This is a genomic window from Brevundimonas sp. AC546 (assembly GCF_979258305.1).
The window spans coordinates 301,359-323,775 of the sequence record NZ_OZ409849.1; the positions used below are offsets into that span (position 1 = coordinate 301,359).

The 22,417-nt window shown below is 67.3% G+C and carries 24 protein-coding genes; 17 read left to right on the plus strand and 7 right to left on the minus strand.

The annotated features are described in order from the left end of the window. Window positions 1-189 precede the first annotated feature (189 nt). Window positions 190-1,593, plus strand: a complete 1,404-nt coding sequence (locus tag ACZZZD_RS01525) for a Do family serine endopeptidase (protein WP_463432004.1) — start codon at window positions 190-192, stop codon at window positions 1,591-1,593. A gap of 73 nt (window positions 1,594-1,666) precedes the next feature. Next, a complete protein-coding gene (gene bla, locus ACZZZD_RS01530) occupies window positions 1,667-2,554 on the plus strand; it encodes a subclass B3 metallo-beta-lactamase (RefSeq protein WP_463432006.1) in 888 nt (295 codons plus the stop codon). Here the strand turns inward: bla and ACZZZD_RS01535 are convergent. Next, complete coding sequence (locus ACZZZD_RS01535; RefSeq protein WP_463432008.1) at window positions 2,551-2,976, minus strand: VOC family protein; 426 nt, start codon at window positions 2,974-2,976, stop codon at window positions 2,551-2,553. The two genes, bla and ACZZZD_RS01535, sit on opposite strands and share 4 nt — an antisense overlap. Window positions 2,977-3,051: 75 nt before the next feature. Here ACZZZD_RS01535 and ACZZZD_RS01540 point away from each other — a divergent pair, with 75 nt between their 5' ends. From ACZZZD_RS01540 to ACZZZD_RS01575, 8 genes are all read left to right on the plus strand, one after another. Then, window positions 3,052-4,365 (plus strand): replication-associated recombination protein A, encoded by a 1,314-nt coding sequence (locus ACZZZD_RS01540; RefSeq protein WP_463432010.1) that lies wholly within the window; start codon window positions 3,052-3,054, stop codon window positions 4,363-4,365. 67 nt (window positions 4,366-4,432) lie between these two features. After that, window positions 4,433-4,876, plus strand: a complete 444-nt coding sequence (locus tag ACZZZD_RS01545) for a hypothetical protein (protein ID WP_463432012.1) — start codon at window positions 4,433-4,435, stop codon at window positions 4,874-4,876. Window positions 4,877-4,915: 39 nt separating this feature from the next. Beyond that, a complete protein-coding gene (locus ACZZZD_RS01550) occupies window positions 4,916-5,638 on the plus strand; it encodes an RluA family pseudouridine synthase (protein WP_463432014.1) in 723 nt (240 codons plus the stop codon). 62 nt (window positions 5,639-5,700) lie between these two features. Beyond that, window positions 5,701-6,192: a CC0125/CC1285 family lipoprotein gene (locus ACZZZD_RS01555; protein WP_463432016.1), complete on the plus strand. Its 492-nt coding sequence runs from the start codon at window positions 5,701-5,703 to the stop codon at window positions 6,190-6,192. Between the two features lie 40 nt (window positions 6,193-6,232). Further along, on the plus strand, window positions 6,233-6,628 hold the full coding sequence (gene crcB, locus ACZZZD_RS01560; RefSeq protein ID WP_463432018.1) for a fluoride efflux transporter CrcB: 396 nt from the start codon (window positions 6,233-6,235) through the stop codon (window positions 6,626-6,628). 74 nt (window positions 6,629-6,702) lie between these two features. Further along, window positions 6,703-7,683 carry an RluA family pseudouridine synthase gene (locus ACZZZD_RS01565; RefSeq protein ID WP_463436054.1) on the plus strand — a complete coding sequence of 327 codons (981 nt, stop codon included), beginning with the start codon at window positions 6,703-6,705 and terminating at the stop codon, window positions 7,681-7,683. Between the two features lie 68 nt (window positions 7,684-7,751). Then, entirely contained in the window at window positions 7,752-9,164 is a 1,413-nt protein-coding gene (locus ACZZZD_RS01570) for a putative 2OG-Fe(II) oxygenase (protein WP_463432020.1), read from the plus strand. A 16-nt stretch (window positions 9,165-9,180) separates the two neighbouring features. Then, entirely contained in the window at window positions 9,181-9,933 is a 753-nt protein-coding gene (locus ACZZZD_RS01575) for an ATP12 family chaperone protein (RefSeq protein WP_463432022.1), read from the plus strand. Between the two features lie 10 nt (window positions 9,934-9,943). On the opposite strand, the gene ACZZZD_RS01580 is transcribed toward ACZZZD_RS01575, so the two are convergent. Further along, the gene (locus tag ACZZZD_RS01580) at window positions 9,944-10,711 is read right to left on the minus strand and encodes a pseudouridine synthase (protein ID WP_463432024.1); all 768 of its coding nucleotides are present in this window, start codon (window positions 10,709-10,711) and stop codon (window positions 9,944-9,946) included. A gap of 279 nt (window positions 10,712-10,990) precedes the next feature. Here ACZZZD_RS01580 and ACZZZD_RS01585 point away from each other — a divergent pair, with 279 nt between their 5' ends. Next, window positions 10,991-11,482 (plus strand): hypothetical protein, encoded by a 492-nt coding sequence (locus tag ACZZZD_RS01585; protein WP_463432026.1) that lies wholly within the window; start codon window positions 10,991-10,993, stop codon window positions 11,480-11,482. Here ACZZZD_RS01585 and ACZZZD_RS01590 read toward each other — a convergent pair whose 3' ends face one another. Next, entirely contained in the window at window positions 11,483-12,175 is a 693-nt protein-coding gene (locus tag ACZZZD_RS01590; protein ID WP_463432028.1) for a DUF938 domain-containing protein, read from the minus strand. A 139-nt stretch (window positions 12,176-12,314) separates the two neighbouring features. On the opposite strand from ACZZZD_RS01590, the gene ACZZZD_RS01595 reads away from it, so the two are divergent. Next, entirely contained in the window at window positions 12,315-14,162 is a 1,848-nt protein-coding gene (locus ACZZZD_RS01595; protein WP_463432030.1) for a phosphoenolpyruvate carboxykinase (GTP), read from the plus strand. A gap of 50 nt (window positions 14,163-14,212) precedes the next feature. Further along, window positions 14,213-15,223: an NAD(P)/FAD-dependent oxidoreductase gene (locus ACZZZD_RS01600; protein ID WP_463432032.1), complete on the plus strand. Its 1,011-nt coding sequence runs from the start codon at window positions 14,213-14,215 to the stop codon at window positions 15,221-15,223. Here ACZZZD_RS01600 and ACZZZD_RS01605 read toward each other — a convergent pair. Beyond that, on the minus strand, window positions 15,220-15,954 hold the full coding sequence (locus ACZZZD_RS01605; protein WP_463432034.1) for a TonB family protein: 735 nt from the start codon (window positions 15,952-15,954) through the stop codon (window positions 15,220-15,222). The two genes, ACZZZD_RS01600 and ACZZZD_RS01605, sit on opposite strands and share 4 nt — an antisense overlap. Window positions 15,955-16,121: 167 nt before the next feature. Here ACZZZD_RS01605 and ACZZZD_RS01610 point away from each other — a divergent pair, with 167 nt between their 5' ends. Continuing rightward, complete coding sequence (locus ACZZZD_RS01610; RefSeq protein WP_463432036.1) at window positions 16,122-16,919, plus strand: transglycosylase SLT domain-containing protein; 798 nt, start codon at window positions 16,122-16,124, stop codon at window positions 16,917-16,919. 88 nt (window positions 16,920-17,007) lie between these two features. After that, window positions 17,008-18,147 carry a SpbR family protein gene (gene spbR / locus ACZZZD_RS01615; protein ID WP_463432038.1) on the plus strand — a complete coding sequence of 380 codons (1,140 nt, stop codon included), beginning with the start codon at window positions 17,008-17,010 and terminating at the stop codon, window positions 18,145-18,147. 50 nt (window positions 18,148-18,197) lie between these two features. Here spbR and ACZZZD_RS01620 read toward each other — a convergent pair whose 3' ends face one another. The 3 genes from ACZZZD_RS01620 to ACZZZD_RS01630 all read right to left on the minus strand — a co-directional run bounded on the left by ACZZZD_RS01620 (window position 18,198) and on the right by ACZZZD_RS01630 (window position 20,681). After that, window positions 18,198-18,674, minus strand: coding sequence for an Hpt domain-containing protein (locus ACZZZD_RS01620; protein ID WP_463432040.1), 477 nt, complete (start codon window positions 18,672-18,674; stop codon window positions 18,198-18,200). A 62-nt stretch (window positions 18,675-18,736) separates the two neighbouring features. Continuing rightward, window positions 18,737-19,522, minus strand: a complete 786-nt coding sequence (locus ACZZZD_RS01625) for an NAD kinase (RefSeq protein WP_463432042.1) — start codon at window positions 19,520-19,522, stop codon at window positions 18,737-18,739. Between the two features lie 31 nt (window positions 19,523-19,553). Next, a complete protein-coding gene (locus ACZZZD_RS01630; RefSeq protein ID WP_463432044.1) occupies window positions 19,554-20,681 on the minus strand; it encodes a DUF2336 domain-containing protein in 1,128 nt (375 codons plus the stop codon). A gap of 174 nt (window positions 20,682-20,855) precedes the next feature. Between ACZZZD_RS01630 and ACZZZD_RS01635 the strand changes: the two genes are divergently transcribed. Both ACZZZD_RS01635 and ACZZZD_RS01640 read left to right on the plus strand, forming a co-directional pair. Beyond that, the gene (locus ACZZZD_RS01635) at window positions 20,856-21,620 is read left to right on the plus strand and encodes a class II aldolase/adducin family protein (RefSeq protein ID WP_463432046.1); all 765 of its coding nucleotides are present in this window, start codon (window positions 20,856-20,858) and stop codon (window positions 21,618-21,620) included. Between the two features lie 20 nt (window positions 21,621-21,640). After that, complete coding sequence (locus ACZZZD_RS01640; RefSeq protein WP_463432048.1) at window positions 21,641-22,393, plus strand: hypothetical protein; 753 nt, start codon at window positions 21,641-21,643, stop codon at window positions 22,391-22,393. Window positions 22,394-22,417: the final 24 nt, after the last annotated feature.

The window sequence follows — 22,417 nt, forward strand, 5'->3', positions numbered from 1 at the left end:
CATCACAGGCGCCTGTGGGACTTCAAGAGCCCCTCCACCGCTTCGCGGTCCCCATCCCCACAAGTGGGGAGGAGACGATGGTGCGGAACGGCGCGAAAGCTTGTCCGTTGATGAGGTTCCCACGCCTTGATCCGGCCCGAAACCGGGTGCGGTATGGCGTCGCTTGAAGCCTGACTTTCTCGGATGACCATGAAGACCCGATCGATCGTGCTCGCCGCCGCCTTCGCCCTGTCGGCGTGCGGCAATCCCAACAGCTCCAAGGCGCAGGAGGGCGAGTTCGCCCAGCCGACGCGCACGGCGCCGTCCGATGCGGCGGGGATGAAGTCCAGCTTTGCGCCGGTCGTGCGGTCCGCCGCGCCCGCCGTGGTCAATATCTCGGCGCGCAGCGTGCAGCGGGTCCAGGCCGATCCTTTCTTCCAGTTCTTCGGCGGCGGCATTCCCCAGGCGAGGGTGGCGGAATCGGTCGGGTCGGGCGTCATCGTCCGCTCGGACGGGATCGTGGTGACCAACAATCACGTCATCCAGGGCGCCCAACAGATCAAGGTCGTGCTGAACGACCGGCGCGAGTTTCCCGCCACCGTCATCCTGGCCGACGAGCGAAGCGATATCGCGGTGCTGAGGCTGGAGAACGTCAGCGACCGACTGCCGGTCCTGGCCATTGACGATCAGGAAGAGCAGCAGGTCGGCGACCTGGTCCTGGCCATCGGCAATCCGTTCGGCGTGGGCCAGACGGTGACCAACGGCATCATCTCGGCTCTGAATCGGACAGAGACGGGCATTTCCGACAGCGGCTCCTTCATCCAGACGGACGCAGCCATCAACCCCGGCAACTCTGGCGGGGCCTTGGTGGACATGGACGGCGACCTGATCGGCATCAACACCGCGATCTTTTCGCGCTCGGGCTCCTCGGCCGGGGTCGGCTTCGCCGTGCCCGCCGCCATGGTGAAGCGCGTGGTGGATTCGGCGCTGGGCGGGGCGACGACGGTCGTTCGGCCGTGGCTGGGGGTGAAGGGCGACACCGTCACCGGCGACATCGCCGGCAGCCTGGGCCTGACCCGGCCGCAGGGGTTGGTGGTCACCGACGTCTATGCGAACAGCCCAGCCGCCCGCGCGGGCGTGCGGCAGGGCGACGTGATCACCGCCGTCGATGGCCAGGAGATCAACGACCAGGGCGGGCTGAACTACCGCGTCGGCTCACGCAATCCGAACGATCAGGTCCAGGTGGCCATTCTTCGCGACGGGCGGGCCCAGACCTTGACGGCGCGAGTGCAGCCCCTGCCGGGCGACGCCGATCCGAAACAGGGCGTCACCATCGCCGCCGGTCCCTTCGCGGGGGCCGAAGTCGTGGCCCTGAACCCGGCCCTGGCCGACCGTCTGGGCGGTGATCCCTTCGCCACGGGCGTCATCGTCACCAGCGTGTCGGGCCGTGGCTATGCGGCGCGCGCGGGCTTCCGCCAGAACGACCTGATCGTCAGCATCAACGGCCGCGCCATCGCCAGCGCCCGCGACGTCGAGGCCGCCAGTTCCGGTCGCGGCCCGTGGGAAGTTGTCGTCAACCGCGGCGGCCGCCAGATCCGGGGCGTGCTGAGATAGTTGTCCACGACCGAGTCACAACACAGTCCTTCACAAGCTTGACCGTGTTGGCCGCCGTGTGCGGGATGAGGCCATGAAATACCTATCTTGTGTCATCGCCGCCGCCGCGTTTTTCTGTGCAGCTTGGAGCGCGGGTCATGACGATCCCTTGACGGCTGCGTTGCCCGCAAATCCCGACTGGTTGAAGCCGCAGACGCCGCTGAAGCTGTTTGGGAATACCTATTTTGTGGGGACAGGCGGGATCAGCATCGTCCTGATCGATACGGGCGACGGCCTGATCTTGATCGACGGCGCCTTGCCGCAGACGGTGGCGGCGACCGAGGCGAACATTCGGCAGCTGGGCTTTCGCGTAGAAGACATCCGCTACATCCTGAACACCGAGGCGCATTTCGATCACTCAGGCGGTCTGGCGGCGCTGGCGCGCGATAGCGGCGCCGAAGTGATCACCAGCCCGATCGGGGCCGCCGCGCTTCGGGCCGGCGAGGTCGACGCCCATGATCCTCAAGCCAGCAATATCTCCAAATCGCCGCCCTTTTCCAACACCCGCGGGATCGACGACGGTGGCGTGTTGAGGCTGGGGAACACGGCGGTGACGGCCGTCTTCACGCCCGGCCACACGCCCGGAAGCGTCAGCTGGACCTTGCGGTCTTGCGAAGGCGACGCGTGCATGAATGTGGTCTTCGCGTCCAGCCTGAACGCCGTGGCGAATGGGACTTTCACCTATACCGGACATCCCGAGGTGACGGCGCAGTTGCGCGCGTCCATCGACCGGGTCGAAGATCTGGATTGCGACCTGTTGGTCTCGGCCCATCCGGACAACTCGGGCGGCGATGTGAAGATTGCGGCGCTGGAAGCGGGCGCGGTCGTCAATCCCTTCCTCGATCCATCGGCGTGCCGCGCCTATGCCGAGCGGGCGAGGGGACGGTTGCAGGCGCGGCTGGAGCGCGAGGCGGCCGACTAGCCGCCCTTCGTCGGGCCGCCGATGGACCAGGTGTGGCCGAAGGGGTCGCGGAGGACGCCGTAGCGGTCGCCCCAAAACTGGTCGGCCATGTCCATGACCGGTTCGGCGCCGCCGACGGTCATGGCGCGGGTCCACCAGGCGTCGGGATCGACGACCTGGAGGTGCAGGGTGACCCCGGCGGGACGCACGTCCTGAACGCCGGTGTATTCCGGGAATTCGTCGTTCAGCATGACGCTGGCGCCATTGATCTTCAGATGGGCGTGGATCAGCCGCTCGCCGTCGTCGGCCAGCCTGCGGTCCAGAACCTCGGCCCCGAAGGCGATGATGTAGAAGTCCACCGCCGCCGATGCGCCGCGCGATGGAACGGTCAGGTGGGGCGTCACGCCGGAGGTCGGACCCTGGTTGGAATTGGCGTCTGTCATCGGGGCGGTCTCCATGGCGGTTCGCCATACTAACGCGTGAAAAGCGCAAGGCGAATGACTACATAGGTCGCACGCATGACCGATCTGTTCGAAGCCTCCGGCATTCTGCCGCCCGACGCGCCCTTGGCTGACCGCCTGCGTCCGCGCACGCTGGACGATGTCGTGGGGCAGGATCACCTGCTGGGAACGGGCGGACCGATCCGGCGGATGATCGAGGCCGGGCGGCTGGGGTCGATGATCCTGTGGGGACCGCCTGGAACGGGGAAGACCACCATCGCCCGGCTGCTGGCCCAGGCGGCGGGCTATGAATACCAGGCGATCAGCGCGGTGTTCTCGGGCGTCGCGGATCTGAAAAAAGCGTTCGAGGCGGCGCGGATGCGGCGGGCGGCCGGGCAGTCGACCCTGTTGTTCGTGGACGAGATCCACCGCTTCAATCGCGCCCAGCAGGACGGCTTCCTGCCCTTCGTCGAGGCGGGCGTCGTCACCCTCGTCGGGGCCACGACCGAGAATCCCAGTTTCGAGCTGAATGGCGCTCTGTTGTCCCGCAGCCAGGTCTATGTGCTGAAGCGGCTGGACGATGCGGCGCTGGATCGGCTGCTGGTGCGAGCCGAGGCGCATATGGACCAGACGCTGCCGCTGTCGCCCGAGGCGCGGCAGGCGATGCTGGCCCTAGCCGACGGTGACGGGCGCTATCTGTTGACCATGTCGGAGGTGCTGTTCGACTTGCCGGAAGGCGAAATACTGGACGTGCAGGGGCTGGCCGGGGTGCTGCAAAGGCGGGCGCCGGCTTATGATAAGTCGAGAGAAGAGCACTACAACCTCATATCCGCCTTGCATAAATCGGTGCGCGGATCGGATCCCGATGCGGCGCTGTATTGGCTGGCGCGGATGCTGAACGGGGGCGAGGATCCGCTTTATCTGGCGCGGCGGATCGTGCGGATGGCGGTCGAGGACATCGGCGAGGCGGACCCGCTGTCGATCCTGGTCGCCAATGCGGCCAAGGATACCTACGACTTCCTGGGCAGCCCCGAGGGCGAACTGGCGCTGGCCCAGGCCGTGGTCCACCTGGCGACCGCGCCCAAGTCTGTGGGGGTGTACGAGGCGTTCAAGGCGGCCAAGAAGGCGGCCTATGAGACCGGCTCGCTGATGCCGCCTGCCCATATCCGCAACGCCCCGACCAAGCTGATGAAATCGCTCGGCTACGGCAAAGGCTATCAATACGACCCGGATACGCCCGAGGGCTTCTCCGGCGCGAACTTCTTCCCCGACGAGATGGAGCGCCGCACCTTCTACAAGCCCAAGGGCGAGGGCCATGAGGAGAAGGTCAAGGCGCGGCTGGACCGCTGGGCCAAGATGCGGGCGCAGATGCATGTCGAAGGGTCTGACTGAACGCCGTTCATTGTCGCGCATCGGCATCGGGTCTAGCCTCCCTGTCTGAAATTCTTGGGAGGGGACGATGATCAAGATGGTGAAGACGCCCTGGCATTTGTGGGTCGTGGGCGTGCTGTCGTTGTTGTGGAACGGGTTCGGGGCGTTTGACTTCGTTCAGACCACGACGCGGGGCGAGGCCTATATGCACGAGATGGGCTTCGGCGACGACATGATCGCCTATTACGACGCCATGCCCGCGTGGATGTATGTACCGTGGACATTGGGCGTGTGGGGCGCGTTGATTGGGTCGGTCCTGCTGTTGTTGCGTCGGCGCTGGGCGGTCGAGGCGTTCGGCCTGTCGCTGCTGGGGGCGCTGGTCAGCCTGATCTACGGCAAGGTGATCGATCCGCCGCCACCGGCGCCGCCTGAAATGGCGGCCATGAGTTGGATGCCGTTCGTCATCCTGCTGATCGCGGTTCTGCTGTTTGGTTATGCCTTCAACATGCGCAAACGCGGCGTTCTGCGCTGATGGGCTGACGACGGTCGCGTCGTCGCGTATGGACGCGCGGTGACCCGTGCCCCCGTAGACCTATCGCCCGCAGACATCGACGCCGTCCGTTCGTGGGTGATCCACGAGGATGCGCATGTCATCGCCTTTTCCAAGCCGTCGGGCCTGTCCAGCCAAGGCGGGCGGATCAAGGCGCATACGCTGGACGATCTGCTGTGGGCGTTCGCGCGGTCCAACGGCAAGCGGCCGGACCTGGTGCATCGGCTGGATCGCGACACCTCGGGCGTTATCCTTGCAGCCAAGACCAAGCCGGCGGCGAGTTTCCTGGGCAAGGCGCTGCAGATGCGGCGGTTCAGGAAACACTATCTGGCCCTGCTGTCGGCCGCGCCCGAACCGGCATCCGCGACCATCGACGCGCCGCTGCGGCGCGAGGAGATCGGCCGTGAGAGCTATATGCGCGTCGTCGCCTTTGATGCGCCGGGCGCGCAGGGTTCGCAGAGCAAATACCGGACCCTGGCCTCCGGGCCGGAGGGGGCGGTGGTCGAGCTGGAGCCGCTGACCGGGCGGATGCACCAGTTGCGGGTGCATATGGCCCATATCGGTCGGCCCTTGATCGGGGATGTGCGTTACGGCGGCGCCCTGACCACGCCGGTCGGGCCGGCGCCGCGCCTGATGTTGCACGCCGCCAGGCTGAGCTTCCCCCATCCTGAGGGCGGTACGACCACGGTCGAGGCGCCGCCGCCAGAGGATTTCGCCAAACTGCGCGCCGCGCTGGGGCTGTAGGTCGCCCGTCTCTTTAGGGAACGCCGTGCCGGTTTTGGCGCTATGTCGTTGAAAGGATACCTATGATGAAGCGTCTCGCCATCGCCCTGACCGGCCTGTCCGCCCTCGCGCTGAGCGCCTGCGCCAGCCTGGCCCCCTACGGCGCCCAGCAGGGACCGAACGGGCAGGGGTTCTCTGAACAGAGGATCGAGTCCAACCGCTATCGCGTGAGCTATAACGGCGTAGGGGCGGCTGGACGCGTCGCCGACTGGGCCTTATTGCGCGCCGCTGACCTGACGACCGAACAGGGCTATGACTGGTTCGAGGTGACCCAGAGCTGGACCGACGGTCGGCCAGGCGGGGCGGGCGGGGTTCGCCCCAGCGTTTCGATCGGCGGCGGAAGCAGCCGGTATGGCGGCTATTCGGCCTCGGGCGTCGGGGTGGGCGTGGGTCTGAACTTCAGCGGTCCGCAACCGACGTCGACCACGCTGGAAGTCGTGCTGGGCCGGGGCCAGAAGCCGGATCGCCCCAACGCCTACGATGCACGCTCGGTCCAGGGTTCCATCCCGCGCTGACCATCGCTTTCGGCGCGTGCGGCGTATAGAAGGCCGCACGATGACACGTTTTCTTCTCGTCGCGGCAGGCGGGGCCATCGGCTCCGTCGCACGCTATGGCCTGGGGCTGGCCGCAGGGCGCTTGGCGCCTAACGTCGGCTGGCCGCTGGGCACGTTCGCGGCCAACGTTCTGGGCGGCCTGTTGATGGGCCTGCTGGTAGGTTGGCTGGCGTTCCGGGGCGGGGCGCAGCAGGAGGCGGTGAGGCTGTTCGCCGCCGTCGGCGTGCTGGGCGGGTTCACGACCTTTTCGTCCTATTCGCTGGAGGCGGTGCAGATGATCGAGCGCCGCCAGATCGGTTTGGCCTGCGCCTATGTGGTCGGCTCGGTCGTCTTGGCTATCCTGGCCCTTTTCGTCGGCCTGATGATCGCCCGCCGCGCCCTTGGAGCTCCGCTTTGACCGATTATTCTCCCGCCGACGAGCCGCATGAGGCTGAAAAAGATACCGCCAAGGACGCCCCGAAGCGCGAAGTCCTGACCATCTATGTCGCCGAGGACGAGGACGGCATTCGTCTGGATCGCTGGTTCCGCCGACGCTGGCCGCACCTGTCCAATATCCAGGTGCAGAAGATGGCGCGCAGCGGCCAGATCCGCGTGGACGGCGCCCGCATCAAGCCCGAGGGTCGCCTGACCGCCGGGGCCGCCGTGCGCGTGCCGCCGATCCCCGACGATACCTCGCGCCAGGCCGGGGACATGCACACCCTGTCCGAACAGGACATCCGGTTCGTAAAGTCGCTGGTCCTGTATGAAGACGACATGGTCATTGCGATCAACAAGCCGCACGGCCTGGCGGTGCAGGGCGGCACCAAGACAAGCCGCCACGTCGATCGCCTGCTGTCGGCCTGGGGCGAGGGGATCAACCGTCCGCGCCTGGTGCACCGTCTGGACCGCGACACCTCGGGCGTCCTGCTGCTGGGCAAGGGGCCAGAGGCGGCCAAGCGGCTGGCGGGCGCCTTCGCGCGGCGTCAGGCCAAGAAGACCTATTGGGCCATCGTGATCGGTAATCCGAAACCCTATTCGGGCCAGATCGACATGCCGCTGAAAAAGACCGGCATCAACGATTTCGAGATGATGCGTCCGGCCGAGCGCAAGGATCCCAAGGCCGAACCGGCCGAGACGGCGTTCAGCACCGTCAGCCGCGCCTCGCACCGGGCGTCGTGGATGGCGCTGCGGCCCTTCACCGGACGGACACACCAGTTGCGCGCGCATATGGCGGGGATCGGCCATCCAATCCTGGGCGATCCGAAATATGGCGACGAGAAATCCAGGGAGTTGTCCGGCCCATTGAAGCTGCAACTGCACGCGCGCAGCATCGAGCTGGACCATCCGCGCGGCGGCGTGCTGAAGGTCACGGCGCCGCTGAGCCCCGAGATGAAGGCCGGCTTCGCCCACTTCGGCTTCTCCGAGGACGAGGCGGAAGACGATCCCTTCCTGGGCGTGAAGCGAATCCGGTGACGGCGGTCGGGCAGGCACAGGTTGAACGGGCCAAAGCGCTAGCTGCCGCCGGGCGGCTTAACGAGGCCTTGCAGGTTCTGGCGGCGGTGGTCGCGAAGGCCGATGCGCCGTGGCAGGCGCTGTCGGTGCAGGCCGATCTGCTGAAGCGGGCGGGGCGTCTGGCGGACAGCGCGGATCTGTCCCAGCGACTGGTCGCGGTTCGACCGCACAGCGTGCCGGCGCGGCACAATTTGGCCTCCACCCTGGGCGATCTCGGTCGGGCGGCCGAGGCGGAGACCGCCTGTCGCGGAGCCATGGCCATCGGCGGGGATGCGCCGGAGACCTGGCTGGTGCTGGCGCGTGCGCTTCAGGCGCAGAGCCAGTTCGACGAGGCCGAGGACGCCTATCGTCAGGCGCTGGCCCGGCGGCCCGACTATGGCGATGCTCTGAGGGATCTGTGCCAGTTGATCTGGATGCGCGACGCCGATCTTGAGGCCGCCTGCGCGCCGCTGGACGTCGCCATCGCCGCATCGCCCGCCGCGCCCATGCCGCGTCAGATCAAGGCGCGGCTGCTGGAATACGCAGGGGAGGCGGAGCGGGCGTATCGTACCTTGGTGGCCGGCCCGCTGGATGGACCGGGGGAACTGGCGGCCGCGCAGGCGTGCCTGATGCTGGACCCGCGCCGGGCGCTGGGTCATGTGAACCAGGCGGCGGCGCTGGCGGGCGGCGAGGTCGCGGCGATCATGGTCACCCAGGCGGAGTGTTTACTGGCCCTGGGCGAGGCCGAGGCGGCGCTGGTTCCAATCGAGGCGTTGCGGGCGCGTGAGCCGCTGAACCAGCATGTACTGGCCTTTCAGGCGACGGCCTGGCGGATGCTGGGCGATGATCGTTATGGGCGGATGTACGACTATGACGCCTTCGTGCGTCCCTATCGGCTGGAAGCGCCGCAGGGGTGGGCGTCGCTGGAGGCCTATTTGGGCGATCTGGCGCGGGCGCTGCATGAGCTGCACACGCTGAAGACCCACCCCGTGGGCCAGTCGCTGCGCGGGGGATCGCAGACCGCTGCTGCGCTGTCCGAAAGCGACGATCCGGCCATCCGGGCCTTCTTCCAGGTCATCGACAGGCCGATCCGCGACTATATGGCGGCGGTGGGTCAGGGCGACGGTCCGTTGAGGGCGCGCAACACCGGCGACTATCGCATCCAGGGCAGTTGGTCTGTGCGGTTGCGGCCGAACGGGTTTCACGCCGACCATATCCACTCGAACGGCTGGCTGTCGTCGGCCTGCCATATCGAACTGCCGCCTGCGGTTGCAGGCGAGGGGCGCGAGGGCTGGTTGCGGTTCGGCGCGCCGCCCGGCCTGCCGAGCCTGGCGGCCGAGCATTATGTGCAGCCCCAGCCGGGAACGCTGGTGCTGTTTCCTTCCTATATGTGGCACGGCACCCAGCCATTCGGCGGCGAGGCGTCGCGCCTGACGCTGGCGTTCGACGTCGTGCCGGCCTGATTTCAACGGAACCCTGATGACAGACAAGCCCGCCTCGCACCGCCCGCGTTTCGTCGAACAGTCGCCGGATCGGATCTCGCGCTTCTGGAAAGAGGCGGTCGTGGGTCCGCATGTTGATGGCGGCTGGGCCGTGTTGCTGGACGGACGCACGCCCAAGACGCCGGACAAGGCGGCGCTGGTCCTGCCGACGCAGGCCGCAGCCCAGCTAGTCGCCGACGAATGGGCGGCGCAGGGCAAGTTCCTCGATCCCTCGACCATGCCGGCGACCCGCCTGGCCTCGACCGCCATCGACCGGATCGGTCAGGCGCGCGAGCCGGTGGCGGACGAGATCGCCGCCTACGCCGGATCGGACGTGGTCTGCTATTTGGCCGAACATCCGACGCCGCTGGTCGAGCGCCAGGCGCGGGAGTGGGCGCCGTGGCGTGACTGGGCCGCGCACGAGATGGGGGTGGTGCTGGAGCCTGTCGCCGGCATCGTGCATCGGCCGCAGTCGCCGGACGCCATCGCGCGGGTCAAGACGCATGCCCTGTCGCTGGACGATTTCCGCCTGACGGGGCTGGCGACGGCGGTGCCGCTGCTGGGATCAGCGGTGCTGGCCCTGGCGGTGGAGCAGGGTGCGCTGGACGGCGAAGCGGCTTTCGACCTGTCGCGGATCGACGAACTGTTTCAGGAAGAACAGTGGGGCGTGGACGCCGAGGCGGCCGAACGCACCGAGGCGCGGCGCGCCGAGGCGCAGCTGCTGGATCAGTGGTTCAGAACCCTCGATTAGGGGGCTGAACTCAGGATGCTGAGTGGGCGATAAGCATCGCGCGCTCTTCGTTCGTCAGGTGACGCCAGCGGCCCTCGGGCAGGTCACCGAGTTCCAGCGGGCCGATGCGGGTGCGGTACAGGTCCACGACCTCCAGCCCGACCAGTTCGCACATGCGGCGGATCTGGCGATACTTGCCCTCGTCCAAGATGAACCGCAGGCGTTGCGGCCCGATCTGGGTGACGCGGGCGGGCTTCAGCGGCTTGTCGTTCAGTTCCAGGCCGTGGCGCAGGCGGCTGAGCTTGCCCTCGGTGATCAGGCCTTCGACGACGACCAGATATTCCTTGTCCAGCTCTGACGCCGGGCCGATCACCGCCTTGGCGACGACGCCGTCCGACGACAGAAGCAGCAGACCGCGCGAATCCTCGTCCAGCCGACCGATGGGGGGCAGGGAGGCGTCGCGGGCGGGGATCTCACCCTCGCCGATGCGGTTGGATTTGTTCAGCAGGCGCACGGCGGGAATTTTGCCGGGATCGGGCTGGCCCGAGACGTAACCGACCGGCTTGTGCAGCACCAGGGTCATGCCCGACGCCAGGGCCGCCTGGGCGGTGTCGTTCAGGGTCAGGGTCTCGCCGGGCTGAATCTTGCGGCCCGCATCGCTGATGGTCTCGCCGTCGATGGAGACCAGGCCGTTGGCGATCAGGGTGTCGGCCTCGCGCCGGGAACAGACGCCGGTCTGGCCCAGCCACTTGTTCACGCGAACGGGTTCGTTGCCATCATAGGTGCGGGTGAAGGCCATGCGATTCCGTCGTCCAGTCGATGCGGCTGTCTAGAGCCGGGCGGGCGCGCGAGCAAGCCGGACGCGGTTTTCAGGATCAGGAAGGCCAGTCTGTTGGAATTGGCAGGTTGATCCTGACGCGATCGCCACTATATCTGACGGCATTCCACAAATGATCCAGAGTGCGGGACGACAGTCGTCGGGCCCGTCGATTTTCTTTTTTCTGATCATTGGCGTGGGCGGTTCGACAGCGGCGCTTGTCGGATCTGGATCAGTATTGAAACATCTCAAGGAGACGTCTTGTTCGCTCAAAACAAATCTTCCGCAGGCCCCCGTCGCACCGGTTACAACCGTCCTGTTCCCACCCGTCTGCGTATGGGGCTGGTGATGCGGCGTGACATGGCGTTCGGCGAGCTGGGCGACGTGGAGGGTGCGTTGCGGGCCGAAGGCGTGGGCCTGGCGCCGATCTCGACGGGCGACGCCAGCCTGATCACCAGCGGCGTGACTGTGTTGGCCACCGCGACGGCCAAGGACATCGTCGAGGGTCGGTTGAAGGGTCTGGTCGTTCCGGGCGGCTCGACGGACGAGGCGTCGTTGGCGGCCGTGCGTTCGCTGCTCGACCTGGCGCGCGCGAACGCCCTGACGGTCATCGCCTTCGCCGACGGCGTCGCATTGGCGGCCGAAATCTTCGGCGTTCCGGCTGAGGCGGATGGTGCGGTGTTCAAGGACGGCGCTGTCACCCTGCTGGGCGACAACGGCGCACTGTCCAAGATCGTCGGCGCGATCGCCTGATCAGATGGCGCGGAACAGCAGGATGAGGTTGTTCGCCGGCATCTGAACCCGCAGCGTGGCCGCAAGGCCATGCGAGCGGGCCAGGGCCTCGACTGTTTCACGGTCGCGTAGACCCCATTCAGCGTTTCGCGTCTTCAGACTGTCGTCGAAGGCGGCGTTCGACGCCGCCAGCGCAACTCCGGCCTCGCGATAGGGGCCATAGAGCGCCAGTAGACCGCCGGGGCGTCGCAAGACGCGACCGGCCAAATCCATCAGCCCCTCGGTCGCCGACCAGGGGCTGATGTGCGTCATGTTCGCACAATAGACGGCGTCGAACGGCCCCTTGGGCCAGGTCGCCGGATCGGCGGCGTCTAGGGACAAAGGCGGGTTCAAGTTCGTCAGAGCGAGTTGGCGCGTCCAGGCGGCGATGCTGTCTCGCGCCTGTTCGCTGGGGTCGCTGGGCGTCCAGTTCAGACCGGGCAGGGCGGCGGCGAAGGCGGTTGCGTGTTCGCCCGATCCCGAGGCGATCTCCATCACCGATCCTCGCGCCGGCAGGTGAGCGCAGAGCACGCTAAGAATCGCCTCCGCATTGCGCCGCGCAGCGGGCGAACTGAGAGCCCCGTCGGGCAAGGCGGAGATGGAATCCAGCGTTTGCACACGCCCTTCTAGCGTCCACGCGCGCCCCTGACACCTGCGATCTTTTGCCGACGACACCGGTGGACAGCGGCGCTTTCTTGCACGGTTTGACGTGGCGAAAAGACCGGAGCATCTCGCCTGTAACAGTGCGTGATAGTCGCGTGCTGAAGGTCACGACGGCGTCAGATCGTCGGGCCTGTTCGCTCAGGAGACGCCCTTGTCTATTTACACCACGCTCGGACTCCATCCCGCGCCGACCGTCCATTCCGGCCTCGTCGCCTGGGTCGAACAGATCGCCGCCCTGACCAAGCCCGCGCGGGTCCACTGGTGCGACGGATCAGAAGAGGAGAAGGCGGCCATCACCGCTGACCTGCTGGTCAAGGGCACGCTGAAGGCGCTGGATCAGGACAAGCGGCCGGGCTGCTATTACGCCGCGTCCGATCCTCGCGACGTGGCGCGGGTCGAGAGCCGGACCTTCATCTGCTCGGACGACGAAGCCGATGCCGGTCCCACAAACAACTGGGCCGATCCGATCGAGATGCGCGCGCGTCTGGACGGGCTGTTCGACGGCTGCATGGCGGGGCGGACGATGTATGTCGTGCCCTTCTGCATGGGGCCGCTGGGATCGGCCATCAGCGCCCTGGGCGTCGAGATTACCGACAGCGGCTATGTCGCCCTGTCGATGGGGGTGATGACCCGCATGGGCAAGCCGGCGCTGGACCAGTTGGGCGACACGGGCGTGTTCGTGCCGGCCGTTCATACGCTGGGCGCGCCGTTGGTCGAAGGGCAGGTCGACGTGCCCTGGCCCTGCAACGACGACAAGTGGATCGTGCATTTCCCGGAGACGCGGGAGATCTGGTCCTATGGCTCGGGTTATGGCGGCAACGCCCTGTTGGGCAAGAAATGCTACGCCCTGCGCATCGCCTCGATCATGGCCCGCGACGAGGGGTGGCTGGCCGAACATATGCTGATCCTGAAGCTGACGGATCCGGAGGGCCGGGCGAAATATGTCGCCGCCGCCTTCCCGAGCGCCTGCGGCAAGACGAACCTGGCCATGCTCCAGCCTACTCTGCCGGGCTGGAAGGCCGAGACCATCGGCGACGACATCGCCTGGATGCGGTTCGGCGACGACGGGCGGCTGTATGCGGTGAACCCCGAGGCCGGCTTCTTCGGCGTTGCGCCCGGCACCAGCCGCAACACCAACCACAATGCGCTGGAGACCTTGGCCACCAACACCATCTTCACCAACACCGCCCTGACGGCGGACGGCGATGTATGGTGGGAAGGCCTGACGAAACAGGCGCCGGAAGGTCTGACGAACTGGAAGGGCCAGCCGCACGATCCCGCGTCCGGTGACCCGGCGGCGCATCCCAACGCCCGCTTCGCAGCCCCGGCCAGCCAGTGCCCGGCCATCGCGCCGGAATGGGAAGACCCCAGGGGCGTGCCGATCGACGCCATCCTGTTCGGCGGTCGGCGGGCCAGCGCCGTGCCTCTGGTCACCGAGGCGTTCGATTGGGAACACGGCGTCTTCATGGGCTCGACCGTGGCGTCCGAAGGCACGGCGGCGGCCGAGAACAAGGTCGGGGAACTGCGCCGCGACCCCTTCGCCATGCTGCCCTTCTGCGGCTACAACATGGGGGATTATTTCGCCCACTGGCTGAAGATGGGCCAGGGGCGCGACGCGTCGAAACTGCCGCGCATCTTCTTCGTCAACTGGTTCAGGAAGGATCAGGACGGGCGGTTCGTCTGGCCCGGATTTGGCGACAATGCGCGCGTGCTGAAATGGATCAGCGAACGGATCGATGGCGAGGCCGAGGCGGTGGAGACGGCGGTCGGTCGTGTGCCGTCCGTGGCGGCGCTGGACCTGTCGGGTCTGGAGCTAACGCCGGCGCAATTGGCGATTCTGCTGGATGTGGATGCCGGCGTCTGGGCCGAGGAGGCGGCCTTGATCCCCGACTTCTATCGCCAGTTCGGCGACCGGCTGCCGACCGCCCTGTGGGACCAGCACGCGGCCCTGGTCGCGCGCCTTGACGATGCGGGCGCGGCCTCGATGGCGGCGGAATAGGCGCAGACATCTTGCAATAGAGGCGTCGCGGGTCGATCAGACGGCCCGTGATGTCTTCCCCTCCCATCGTGATCGTCGGCGCCGGCGTGCTTGGCCTTTGCACCGCGTTCGAACTGCATCGGCGCGGCCGGGCGGTGGTGGTGGTCGATCCCGGGGAGGTGAACGCCTCCCAGGTCGCGGCGGGGATGATCGCGCCGGCGATGGAATCGGCCATCGACGACGTGTCGCCCGATCATGCCCGGCTGTTTCGGGCAGGGCGCGACCTGTGGCCTGTATTCGCGGCGGCGGCGAGGGTCGTTCTGGCGCATCGACCGGCCGAATGGCGGGGCGGCGACGTGGACGGGATGGAAGCGAGGCTGCGCGCGCTGGGCTTCGACGCCCGGCGCGAGGGCGACTCCGTCACGACCGACGAGGATTATCAGGTCGATCCTGCACAGGCCCTAGCGGCGCTGAAACAGGCGTTGGGCGAGGCCGTTGTCGTAGGACGGGTGACGGGTATCGCCCGCACTGATCACGGCTGGCGGGTCTCTGTCGGCGACCTGACTTTGGACGCCGAGGCGGTGGTGCTGGCGACGGGCGCGGGCGAGGCCGTCGCGGGGCTGCCTGAGGCCGCGCGAGTTTTGATCGACGCCATCCAGCCGATCCGGGGACAGATCGGCGTCGCGGCCCGAGAACTGGTGGATCATGTCGTGCGCGGGCCGGGGGCCTATGTCGCGCCGATGGCGTCGGGCGTGGTGATCGGAGCGACGATGGAACCGGGGCGGCGGGACACGGGGCCGGATGCCAAGACATCCGACCGCCTGACCCAAGCGGCGTGGCGCGTGCTGGATCGATCGTCAGAACCGCTGGACATCGCATGGCGAGCCGGCGTGCGCGGGGCGACGGCGGACGGCCTGCCGCTGGCGGGCGCCGCGCCGGGCGGGCAGAGTCTGTTCATGGCCTTGGCGCCGCGTCGCAACGGCTGGCTGCTGGGGCCGCTGGTGGGCGCGGTCGTCGCCGATGCGATCGAGGGGCGGACGGCCTCGACAGATGCCCGCGCCCTCAATCCTGGTCGGTTCTAGCCCGCCATCGCGAAGCGGACGGTGAAGTTGACCGTGGCGCCGTCGACCGGTCGGCCGTCGACCGTGCGCGGGTTCATGCGGAAGTCGCGCGTTAGGCTCTGAGCCGCGCGGCCGAAGCCCTGTCCGCTCGGCGTCTCGCCCATGACACGGCAGCCGGTCAGGCCGCCATCCACGCGAACCATGCAGCTGAGGCTGGCCGAGCCCGGCGTGCCGTTCTCGGCCGCGCGGGTGGGGTAGGCGCGCGCCATCTGCGCCGGCGACGGGCGGCTGGCCCAGGTGGGGTTGTTGATTACCGACGGTGCGCGCGGCGGGGTCTCGACCGTGGCTGTGCCGCCTTCGACGCCGGTGGGGGCTGTGCTGACGATCACCTGTCCGGGCGGAGCCGTGTTGGTCGGGTTCTCGGGCGGGGTCAGGGCGAGCGTCGGCACATCGGCGGGCACCGTCAGCGCCGGCTTGTGGATCGGCGTGGGCGGAGCGGCTGTGACCGTGGGCGGAAGCGGCTTGGGCTTGGGTGGCGTCTGGAAGAAGACATCGATGGGCTTGTCGGGCTCGGCGGGTTGCGTCATCCCGCTCAACTCGAACCGCTGATTATACAGCACCACCCCTGCCGCGACGTGGAGGACGACCGAGACGCCGATGGCGCCCAGCATCCAGCGCGGGATGGGTTTCTTGCGTTCCCCGAAGTCGATGGGGCTGATCAAGCCGGGTCCACCGGCGGCACGGATCATCATAACTTCACTCCCTCGTTCACCGCCCCCGCAGCGCCCGTAACTGCAAGTTGAGCGCGCAGGTTGTGGCGGCTTTACGGCAGAGGTTTCGGGGTTCGACCAATGTCGATCCGTTAACGGCGGCGTTAAGAATTAAGGGTTGGTTAACTACGTTCGCCGACCATCCGCACATGGGCATCGGAGCGATTCCATCGGCAGGCGGCGTAGAGGCGGCCATTCGGCGCGCGTCGAACGCCGTGGGCGTGGACTATGACTTCCTGATCAAGACGGCGCGTCGCGAAAGCGCGATGAACCCGTCCGCCAAGGCGCCGACCTCGTCGGCGGCCGGCCTGTTTCAGTTCATCGAACAGACCTGGCTCGGCACCGTCAAGCAGCACGGGGCCCAGCACGGCTATGGCCAGTATGCCGACCTGATCCAAAGGGGCAGCGACGGTCGTTGGCGAGTGGACGGTTCGGCGCGCAATGTCGTGCTGGATCTGAGGTTCGACCCCCAAGCCGCATCGACCATGGCGGCCGAACTGACGGCGTCCAACGCGGCCTATCTGCGTGGGCGTACCGGCAAGGAGCCGGGGGCAGGCGATCTGTATGCCGCCCACTTCCTGGGGCCGGCAGGGGCGGCGGGCCTGATGCAGGCCATGGATCGCAATCCGGGCGCCAGCGCCGTAGCCATGTTCCCCGACGCCGCGCGGGCCAACCGCAGCATCTTCTATCGCAGCGGACGCGCCGCCACCGTCGCCGAGGTTCACGCCAATCTGCAACGCACCGCGGGCGAGGGCGCGCCGGCGGCCGGCACGGGCGAAACCAAGTATGCGGTGCCGAATCTGAGCGACAAGGACCAGATGCTGGCGGCGCGGATGGACCGGTTGAAGCAGGACCAGGGGCTGCTGGCCCTGTTGCTGGGTCAGGACGGATCGTCCAGCAACGGCTTCGGCGGCGCTTTCTCGCCAAATGGCAAACAATCGACCTGAGTCGTTGCATTGCAACCGATGGTAAACCAGCCGTTAAGCATGGCAGTCTCATTCTGGGATCAACGCCCGATTCCATGACGAGCCGTCCATGACCGCCTTCCGCGCACGCCTGACAGAAGTGGACATTCGACGCCTCATCAAGGCGACGGACGACGACGAGCGGGCCGAGGCGGCGCACAAGCTGTGCCGCAACATGGAACGCGCCGATCTGAACGAGGACGACCGGGCTGCGGCGCAGAAGATCCTGCGCCTGCTGGCCAATGACGCGGCCGAACTGGTGCGGCGCGCCATGGCCGTCACGCTGAAGGCGTCGGACCTGATCCCCAATGATGTGGCGCGCAAACTGGCCGGCGATCTGGACAGCGTCGCTCTGCCGATCATCGCCTCTTCTCCGGCCTTCAGCGACGAGGATCTGATCGAGATCGTGCGCGCCGGGTCGGTGGTGCGCCAGGTCGCGGTGGCGGGACGGTCGCGGGTCTCGCGCGATGTCGCGACCGTGCTGGCTGAGGAAGGCTGCGAACAGGCGGTTCGCACCGTGGCGGCGAACGACAACGCCGACCTATCGGAAGCCGCGCTGGCGGCCGTTGTCGATCGCTTCGCCGAGGCGCCAGAGGTGCTGACGGCTCTGGCCTATCGCCAGGTTCTGCCGCTGAGCGTGACCGAGCGCCTGATCCAACTGGCCAGCGACGCGGTGCGCGAGCATCTGATCAGCCGCCACGCCGTCGCACCGGAGACGGCCATCCGTCTGGCCCAGTATGCGCGCGAGCGCACGACCGTCGATCTGGTCGATCAGGCCGCCGTCAGTTCGGATCTGGCCACCTTCATGACCCATCTGAATGCGCGTCGCGTCCTGAACGCTTCGCTGCTGCTGCGTGGATTGGCTCGCGGTCAGATGGCGATGTTCGAACATGGCTTGGCCGAGCTGGCCAATACGCCCCATCACCGGGCCTGGCTGATGGTGCATGATGCGGGGCCGCTGGGGCTGAAGGCCATCTATGATCGGGCTGGCCTGCCGCCGCGCCTGTTCCAGGCCTTCCGCGCCGGGGTCGACACCTGGCGGGCGCTGGCGTCCGAGGGGATCGATACGTCCAGCGCCTATTTCCGCGAGCAGATGCTGGAGCGGTTCCTGACCCAAAGGCCGAACGTTCTGCGCGACGACCTGGCCTATCTGATGGAGCGGCTGGACCAGTCGCCGTCGCTGAGCCTCAACGCCGCCAACGCCGCATAAAGAAAAAGGCCCGCTGGAGGGCGGGCCTTTGCAAACGGCTGGACGGATGATCAGCCTGCGAGATGGTCTGCGACGCGCGCTTCCAGGGTTTCGGCCAGGGCGCGGCCGGTCGGGTGTTCGTCGGTCTTTATCTGGTCGCGGACCACGGCGCGGATGGCGTCGATATGGGCGTCCACCACGGCGAGCGGCGCAGCCATGCGGCGATCCTTATCGTCCAGCATCTTGCACAACGACCCGGCGATGCGCGTCACCAGCGGATACTCATAGGTCGTGCCCAGACCCTTCAGGTCATGGGCGCGGAAATACAGGGCCTCGGCGGTGGTCGGGTTATAGCCCTGTTCGCGGATGTCGGCCTGGGCCTTGTCCAGCTTGACGATTTCGTCATTCAGCCACTGTCCGAACTGGGCCGACATGGCCTTCAGCGCCTCTTCGGCGCGGGCGATGGCGTCGGCGTTGATGCCGAAACCGCCGCCGACCTTCATGCGCAGGGCGTTGGTCGGGGGGGTGATCTGCGCCGGATTGCTCATGGCGGGCTCCATAGGACTTTGACGGCAAAGTACGCGATCGGGCTTAAGAAGCCGTGACCGGATCAGTTGGCGAACTGTTCGGCCATCACGCGTTCGTCGAACGAGCGTCCGGCGTCGAACAGCATGGTCAGGGTGAGATCGCGACGTTCGCGCACCTCGACGCGGGCGACGCGTCGAACCTCGAAGTTGTCGGCGGTGGCGGAGACAGGGCGTTTGTCGGCCTCCAGCACCTCGAACCGCACCTTTGCGCCGTGCGACAACAGGGCGCCGCGCCAGCGCCGCGGCCGAAACGCGCTGATCGGCGTCAGGGCCAGGATGCGGGCGTCCAGGGGAATGATCGGGCCGTGCGCCGACAGGTTATAGGCGGTCGATCCCGCCGGCGTCGCCACCAGACAGCCGTCGCACGACAGTTCCTCAAGCCGCACGCGCTCATCGACCGTGATCCGCAGCTTCGCGGTCTGGCGCGTCTGGCGCAGCAGCGAGACCTCGTTGATGGCCAGGCCGGTATGGACCTCGCCGCTCTCGGTCCAGGCATCCATCTGCAGGGGGTGGATGACGGTGCGTTCGGCGGCGGCGATCCGCTCCAGCAGACCCTCTTCCTCGTAGTCGTTCATCAGGAAGCCGACCGAGCCGCGGTTCATCCCATAGACGGGCGTGCGTTGGCGCAGGTTGCCGTGCAGCGTCTCCAACATCTGGCCGTCGCCGCCCAGGGCCACGATGACGTCGGCCTCGGCTTCCGATACCGCGCCATAGCGGGCGATCAGCGCCTTGCGCGCCGCCTGGGCTTCCGGCCGGTCGCTGGCGATGAAGGCCAGCGTAGGGGTAGGGGAGGGACTGGTCTGGGTCACGGCGCGACGTGAACCGAGCTTGACGGCGAAGTCAAACGATCGTGGGCTTTTCCATCATCTGACGGAAGGCGCGCGAGGCGGAATGGGCGTTCATCGGCGTCGCCGTCCAGCCGCCGTCGCCAGGCATGCCGCCCGACAACTTTCGCACCTCGACCAACAGAGAGGCGAAGACGGCCTTGTCCACACCCACGGCGATACAGGCCAGATAGAGGGGTTCGGCGGTCGGCGCGCGCACGGCGTGATGCACCTGGGCGTCGCTGAACCCGCCCAAAGCCGCGAGCGCCTGTTCGAACAGTTCGAATCGCTGTTCCCGCAGGGCGCGGATAAGCAGACCGGGCCGCAACTGACCGGCGGCCCTCAGCTTGTCCACCAGGCGGCGTTCCATATCGGAGCGTTCACGATCTTCGGCCAGCTTGGTGGTCGGCGCCGTTCGCCACTCCGGGCTGCCCACGGCCTTTGCGGCGGCCTGCTGCACGGCGGCGTTCAACTGGGCGTCGTCGATGCGGAACCGTTCGCCGATCGACTGACGCAAGGCCTGACCGACCCATTGATAAAGCTGTTGGGCCAGTTGTTCGTTCAGCCGGGGATGACGCGTCAGCGGGGCGCGCAGACCGGCGATGCGGCGGGAATGCTCCACCAGCTTGCGCATGGCCTCTTCGCTGATGTCCGCCGAACGGTTCGACGCCAGGGCCGTCATGGTCACGGCCTCGCCCCGGTCGATGATGGTGTCCGCCACTGGCCGAGGCAGTTGGGGCCGTCGAGCCACCGCGATCTGATGCTCCAGCGTCGCCTCGATCAGCAGGCGGATCAGGTCGGCGTCCTTCAACAGCGGGCTGGAGGTGATGACCGGCCGGGCGATCTCGATCTCGTCCAGCGCCAGCATGTTGATCAGGGCGGGCGGCGCCCAGTCGACGCCGGCGATACGCTCGGACAGGGCCAGTCGGATATCCCGCTCGGCCTGGGCCGCCAGGGTCAGGAAGATGTCGCTGAGCAGCGGACCGACCTCGGCGGGCGGCCGCGTCGCCTCACAAAGGGAGGTCACTTTCAACAGCAGACGCTGGCGGTCTTCCGCCGAGCGGCTTTGCGCGAGGGTCAGAAGTTGGGAAACGGTCCGGTCGTCCCAAGCGTCGCGGGGCGGCTCCAATTGAACGACAGACACAGCGGCTTCCCGAACCGACGACGATGCTTAACCATAAGGTGGGGTCGTGAAGAGGGCGTTAAGCAAACCTGACGGACGCTTGTGACGTGGCGTCAACCTTGGTCAAGGCGGGTTGACGGCGCGCCCACTCAGGGGGACGGTTTCCCAAAGCCCATTCAGAGGCAGGAGGAAACTATGGCGGACGGAACAAGCCCTTCGATCAAATCGCGCGTGTCCGAGGCCGAATGGCAGGTCCGCGTAGAACTGGCGGCCCTGTATCGGCTGGTGGCGCTGCACGGCTGGGACGACATGATCTTCACCCATATCTCGGCGCGCGTGCCGGGGCCGGAGCATCATTTCCTGATCAACCCGTACGGCTTCTATTTCGACGAGATCACGGCCTCGTCGCTGGTGAAGGTCGATCTGGAGGGGAATATCGTCCAGGACACGACCAACTTCATCAATCCGGCGGGCTTCACCATCCATTCGGCCGTCCACGCCGCGCGCGACGACGCCAAATTCGTCATCCACCTGCACACGGTGAACGGCGTCGGCGTGGCGGCCCAGGCGGAAGGTTTGCTGCCGATCAGCCAGAACGCGTGTTTACTACAGTATCAGGTTGCGTATCATGGGTACGAGGGGTTGGCCCTGAACCATGACGAACGCGAACGTCTGGTGGCCGACCTGGGGGACAAACCGCTGATGCTGCTGCGAAACCACGGCACGCTGGCGGTCGGGGAAACGGCGGCTCAGGCATGGATTGGCATCTTCTTTCTGGAGAGGGCCTGCGCACAGCAGGTGGCGGCCCTGTCGGGCGGGCGTCAGCACATCCTGCTGGCCCCCGACGAGGCGCAGGCGGAAACCAGGGAACAGGGGCGGGGCATCGGCTTCATCTCGGCCCTGGCCTGGCCGGGCGCCCTGCGTCAGCTGGATCGCAAGTCGCCGGGTTACGACGCCTAGGTCTCGCCGGGGCTGGGGCGGTGCTGGCGCTAAGTGCGCTGGCGCCCGCCCAGGCCTTCGCCGGCGCCTGGACCCAGCCCAAGGGCAAGGGACAGGCGATCGTCAAATATGAGCGACTGAGCGCCGATGCCGGTTTCGACGCCTCTGGCGAAGAGCGCGACCTGCCGGGCGAACGGCGCGACGCGGCGCTGGGCCTGTTCGCCGAATATGGCGCGTCGGATCGTCTGACCCTGCAGTTGAAGGCCGACTGGCAGGACGGCGAGGACGCCTTCGTCGATTATGAAGGGCGCGGTCCCATCGAGGTCGGCGCGACCTGGCAGGTATGGCGCGACGACCGCAACGCCGTCAGCCTGTATGGCGGCTACACCTGGGCCGGGGAGGGGCGAAACGCCGGCTATGCCCCGCCGGGCGTCGGCGAACACGACTGGGAGGCGCGGGTTTCGGTCGGCCGATCCCTGGGCGATATGGGCGCGCGCTGGGGCATGGAGGGTTCGTTCGTCGAGCTTCAGGCCGCGCGGCGCCTGCGTGATGGCCTGCCGGACGAGACCCGCATCGACGCCACGGCGGGCGCCCGCATCGGTCGCGACTGGATGGTGTTGGGCCAGGCGTTCGGCGGGGCGGCGGACGGCGGGTCGCGCTGGTTGTCGCTGGAGGCCTCGGTCGTGCGCGACTTTGGCGAGTGGAGCGTGCAGGCCGGATGGAGGCAAACCGTCGCAGGGCGCGAGGCGGCCATCGCCCGTGGACCGGTTTTGGCCATCTGGCGTCGTTTTTGACGCAGATTCTCGCGACGGAAAGTG

Coding starts and splice junctions, on each gene's coding strand:
- ACZZZD_RS01540 (WP_463432010.1), top strand. CDS start 3,052: ATGACCGATCTGTTCGAAGCCTCCGGCATTCTGCCGCCCGACGCGCCC.
- ACZZZD_RS01600 (WP_463432032.1), top strand. CDS start 14,213: ATGTCTTCCCCTCCCATCGTGATCGTCGGCGCCGGCGTGCTTGGCCTT.
- ACZZZD_RS01620 (WP_463432040.1), bottom strand. CDS start 18,674: ATGAGCAATCCGGCGCAGATCACCCCCCCGACCAACGCCCTGCGCATG.
- ACZZZD_RS01610 (WP_463432036.1), top strand. CDS start 16,122: ATGGGCATCGGAGCGATTCCATCGGCAGGCGGCGTAGAGGCGGCCATT.
- ACZZZD_RS01535 (WP_463432008.1), bottom strand. CDS start 2,976: ATGACAGACGCCAATTCCAACCAGGGTCCGACCTCCGGCGTGACGCCC.
- ACZZZD_RS01545 (WP_463432012.1), top strand. CDS start 4,433: ATGATCAAGATGGTGAAGACGCCCTGGCATTTGTGGGTCGTGGGCGTG.
- ACZZZD_RS01580 (WP_463432024.1), bottom strand. CDS start 10,711: ATGGCCTTCACCCGCACCTATGATGGCAACGAACCCGTTCGCGTGAAC.
- ACZZZD_RS01635 (WP_463432046.1), top strand. CDS start 20,856: ATGGCGGACGGAACAAGCCCTTCGATCAAATCGCGCGTGTCCGAGGCC.
- ACZZZD_RS01575 (WP_463432022.1), top strand. CDS start 9,181: ATGACAGACAAGCCCGCCTCGCACCGCCCGCGTTTCGTCGAACAGTCG.
- spbR (WP_463432038.1), top strand. CDS start 17,008: ATGACCGCCTTCCGCGCACGCCTGACAGAAGTGGACATTCGACGCCTC.
- ACZZZD_RS01525 (WP_463432004.1), top strand. CDS start 190: ATGAAGACCCGATCGATCGTGCTCGCCGCCGCCTTCGCCCTGTCGGCG.
- crcB (WP_463432018.1), top strand. CDS start 6,233: ATGACACGTTTTCTTCTCGTCGCGGCAGGCGGGGCCATCGGCTCCGTC.
- ACZZZD_RS01555 (WP_463432016.1), top strand. CDS start 5,701: ATGATGAAGCGTCTCGCCATCGCCCTGACCGGCCTGTCCGCCCTCGCG.
- bla (WP_463432006.1), top strand. CDS start 1,667: ATGAAATACCTATCTTGTGTCATCGCCGCCGCCGCGTTTTTCTGTGCA.
- ACZZZD_RS01605 (WP_463432034.1), bottom strand. CDS start 15,954: ATGATGATCCGTGCCGCCGGTGGACCCGGCTTGATCAGCCCCATCGAC.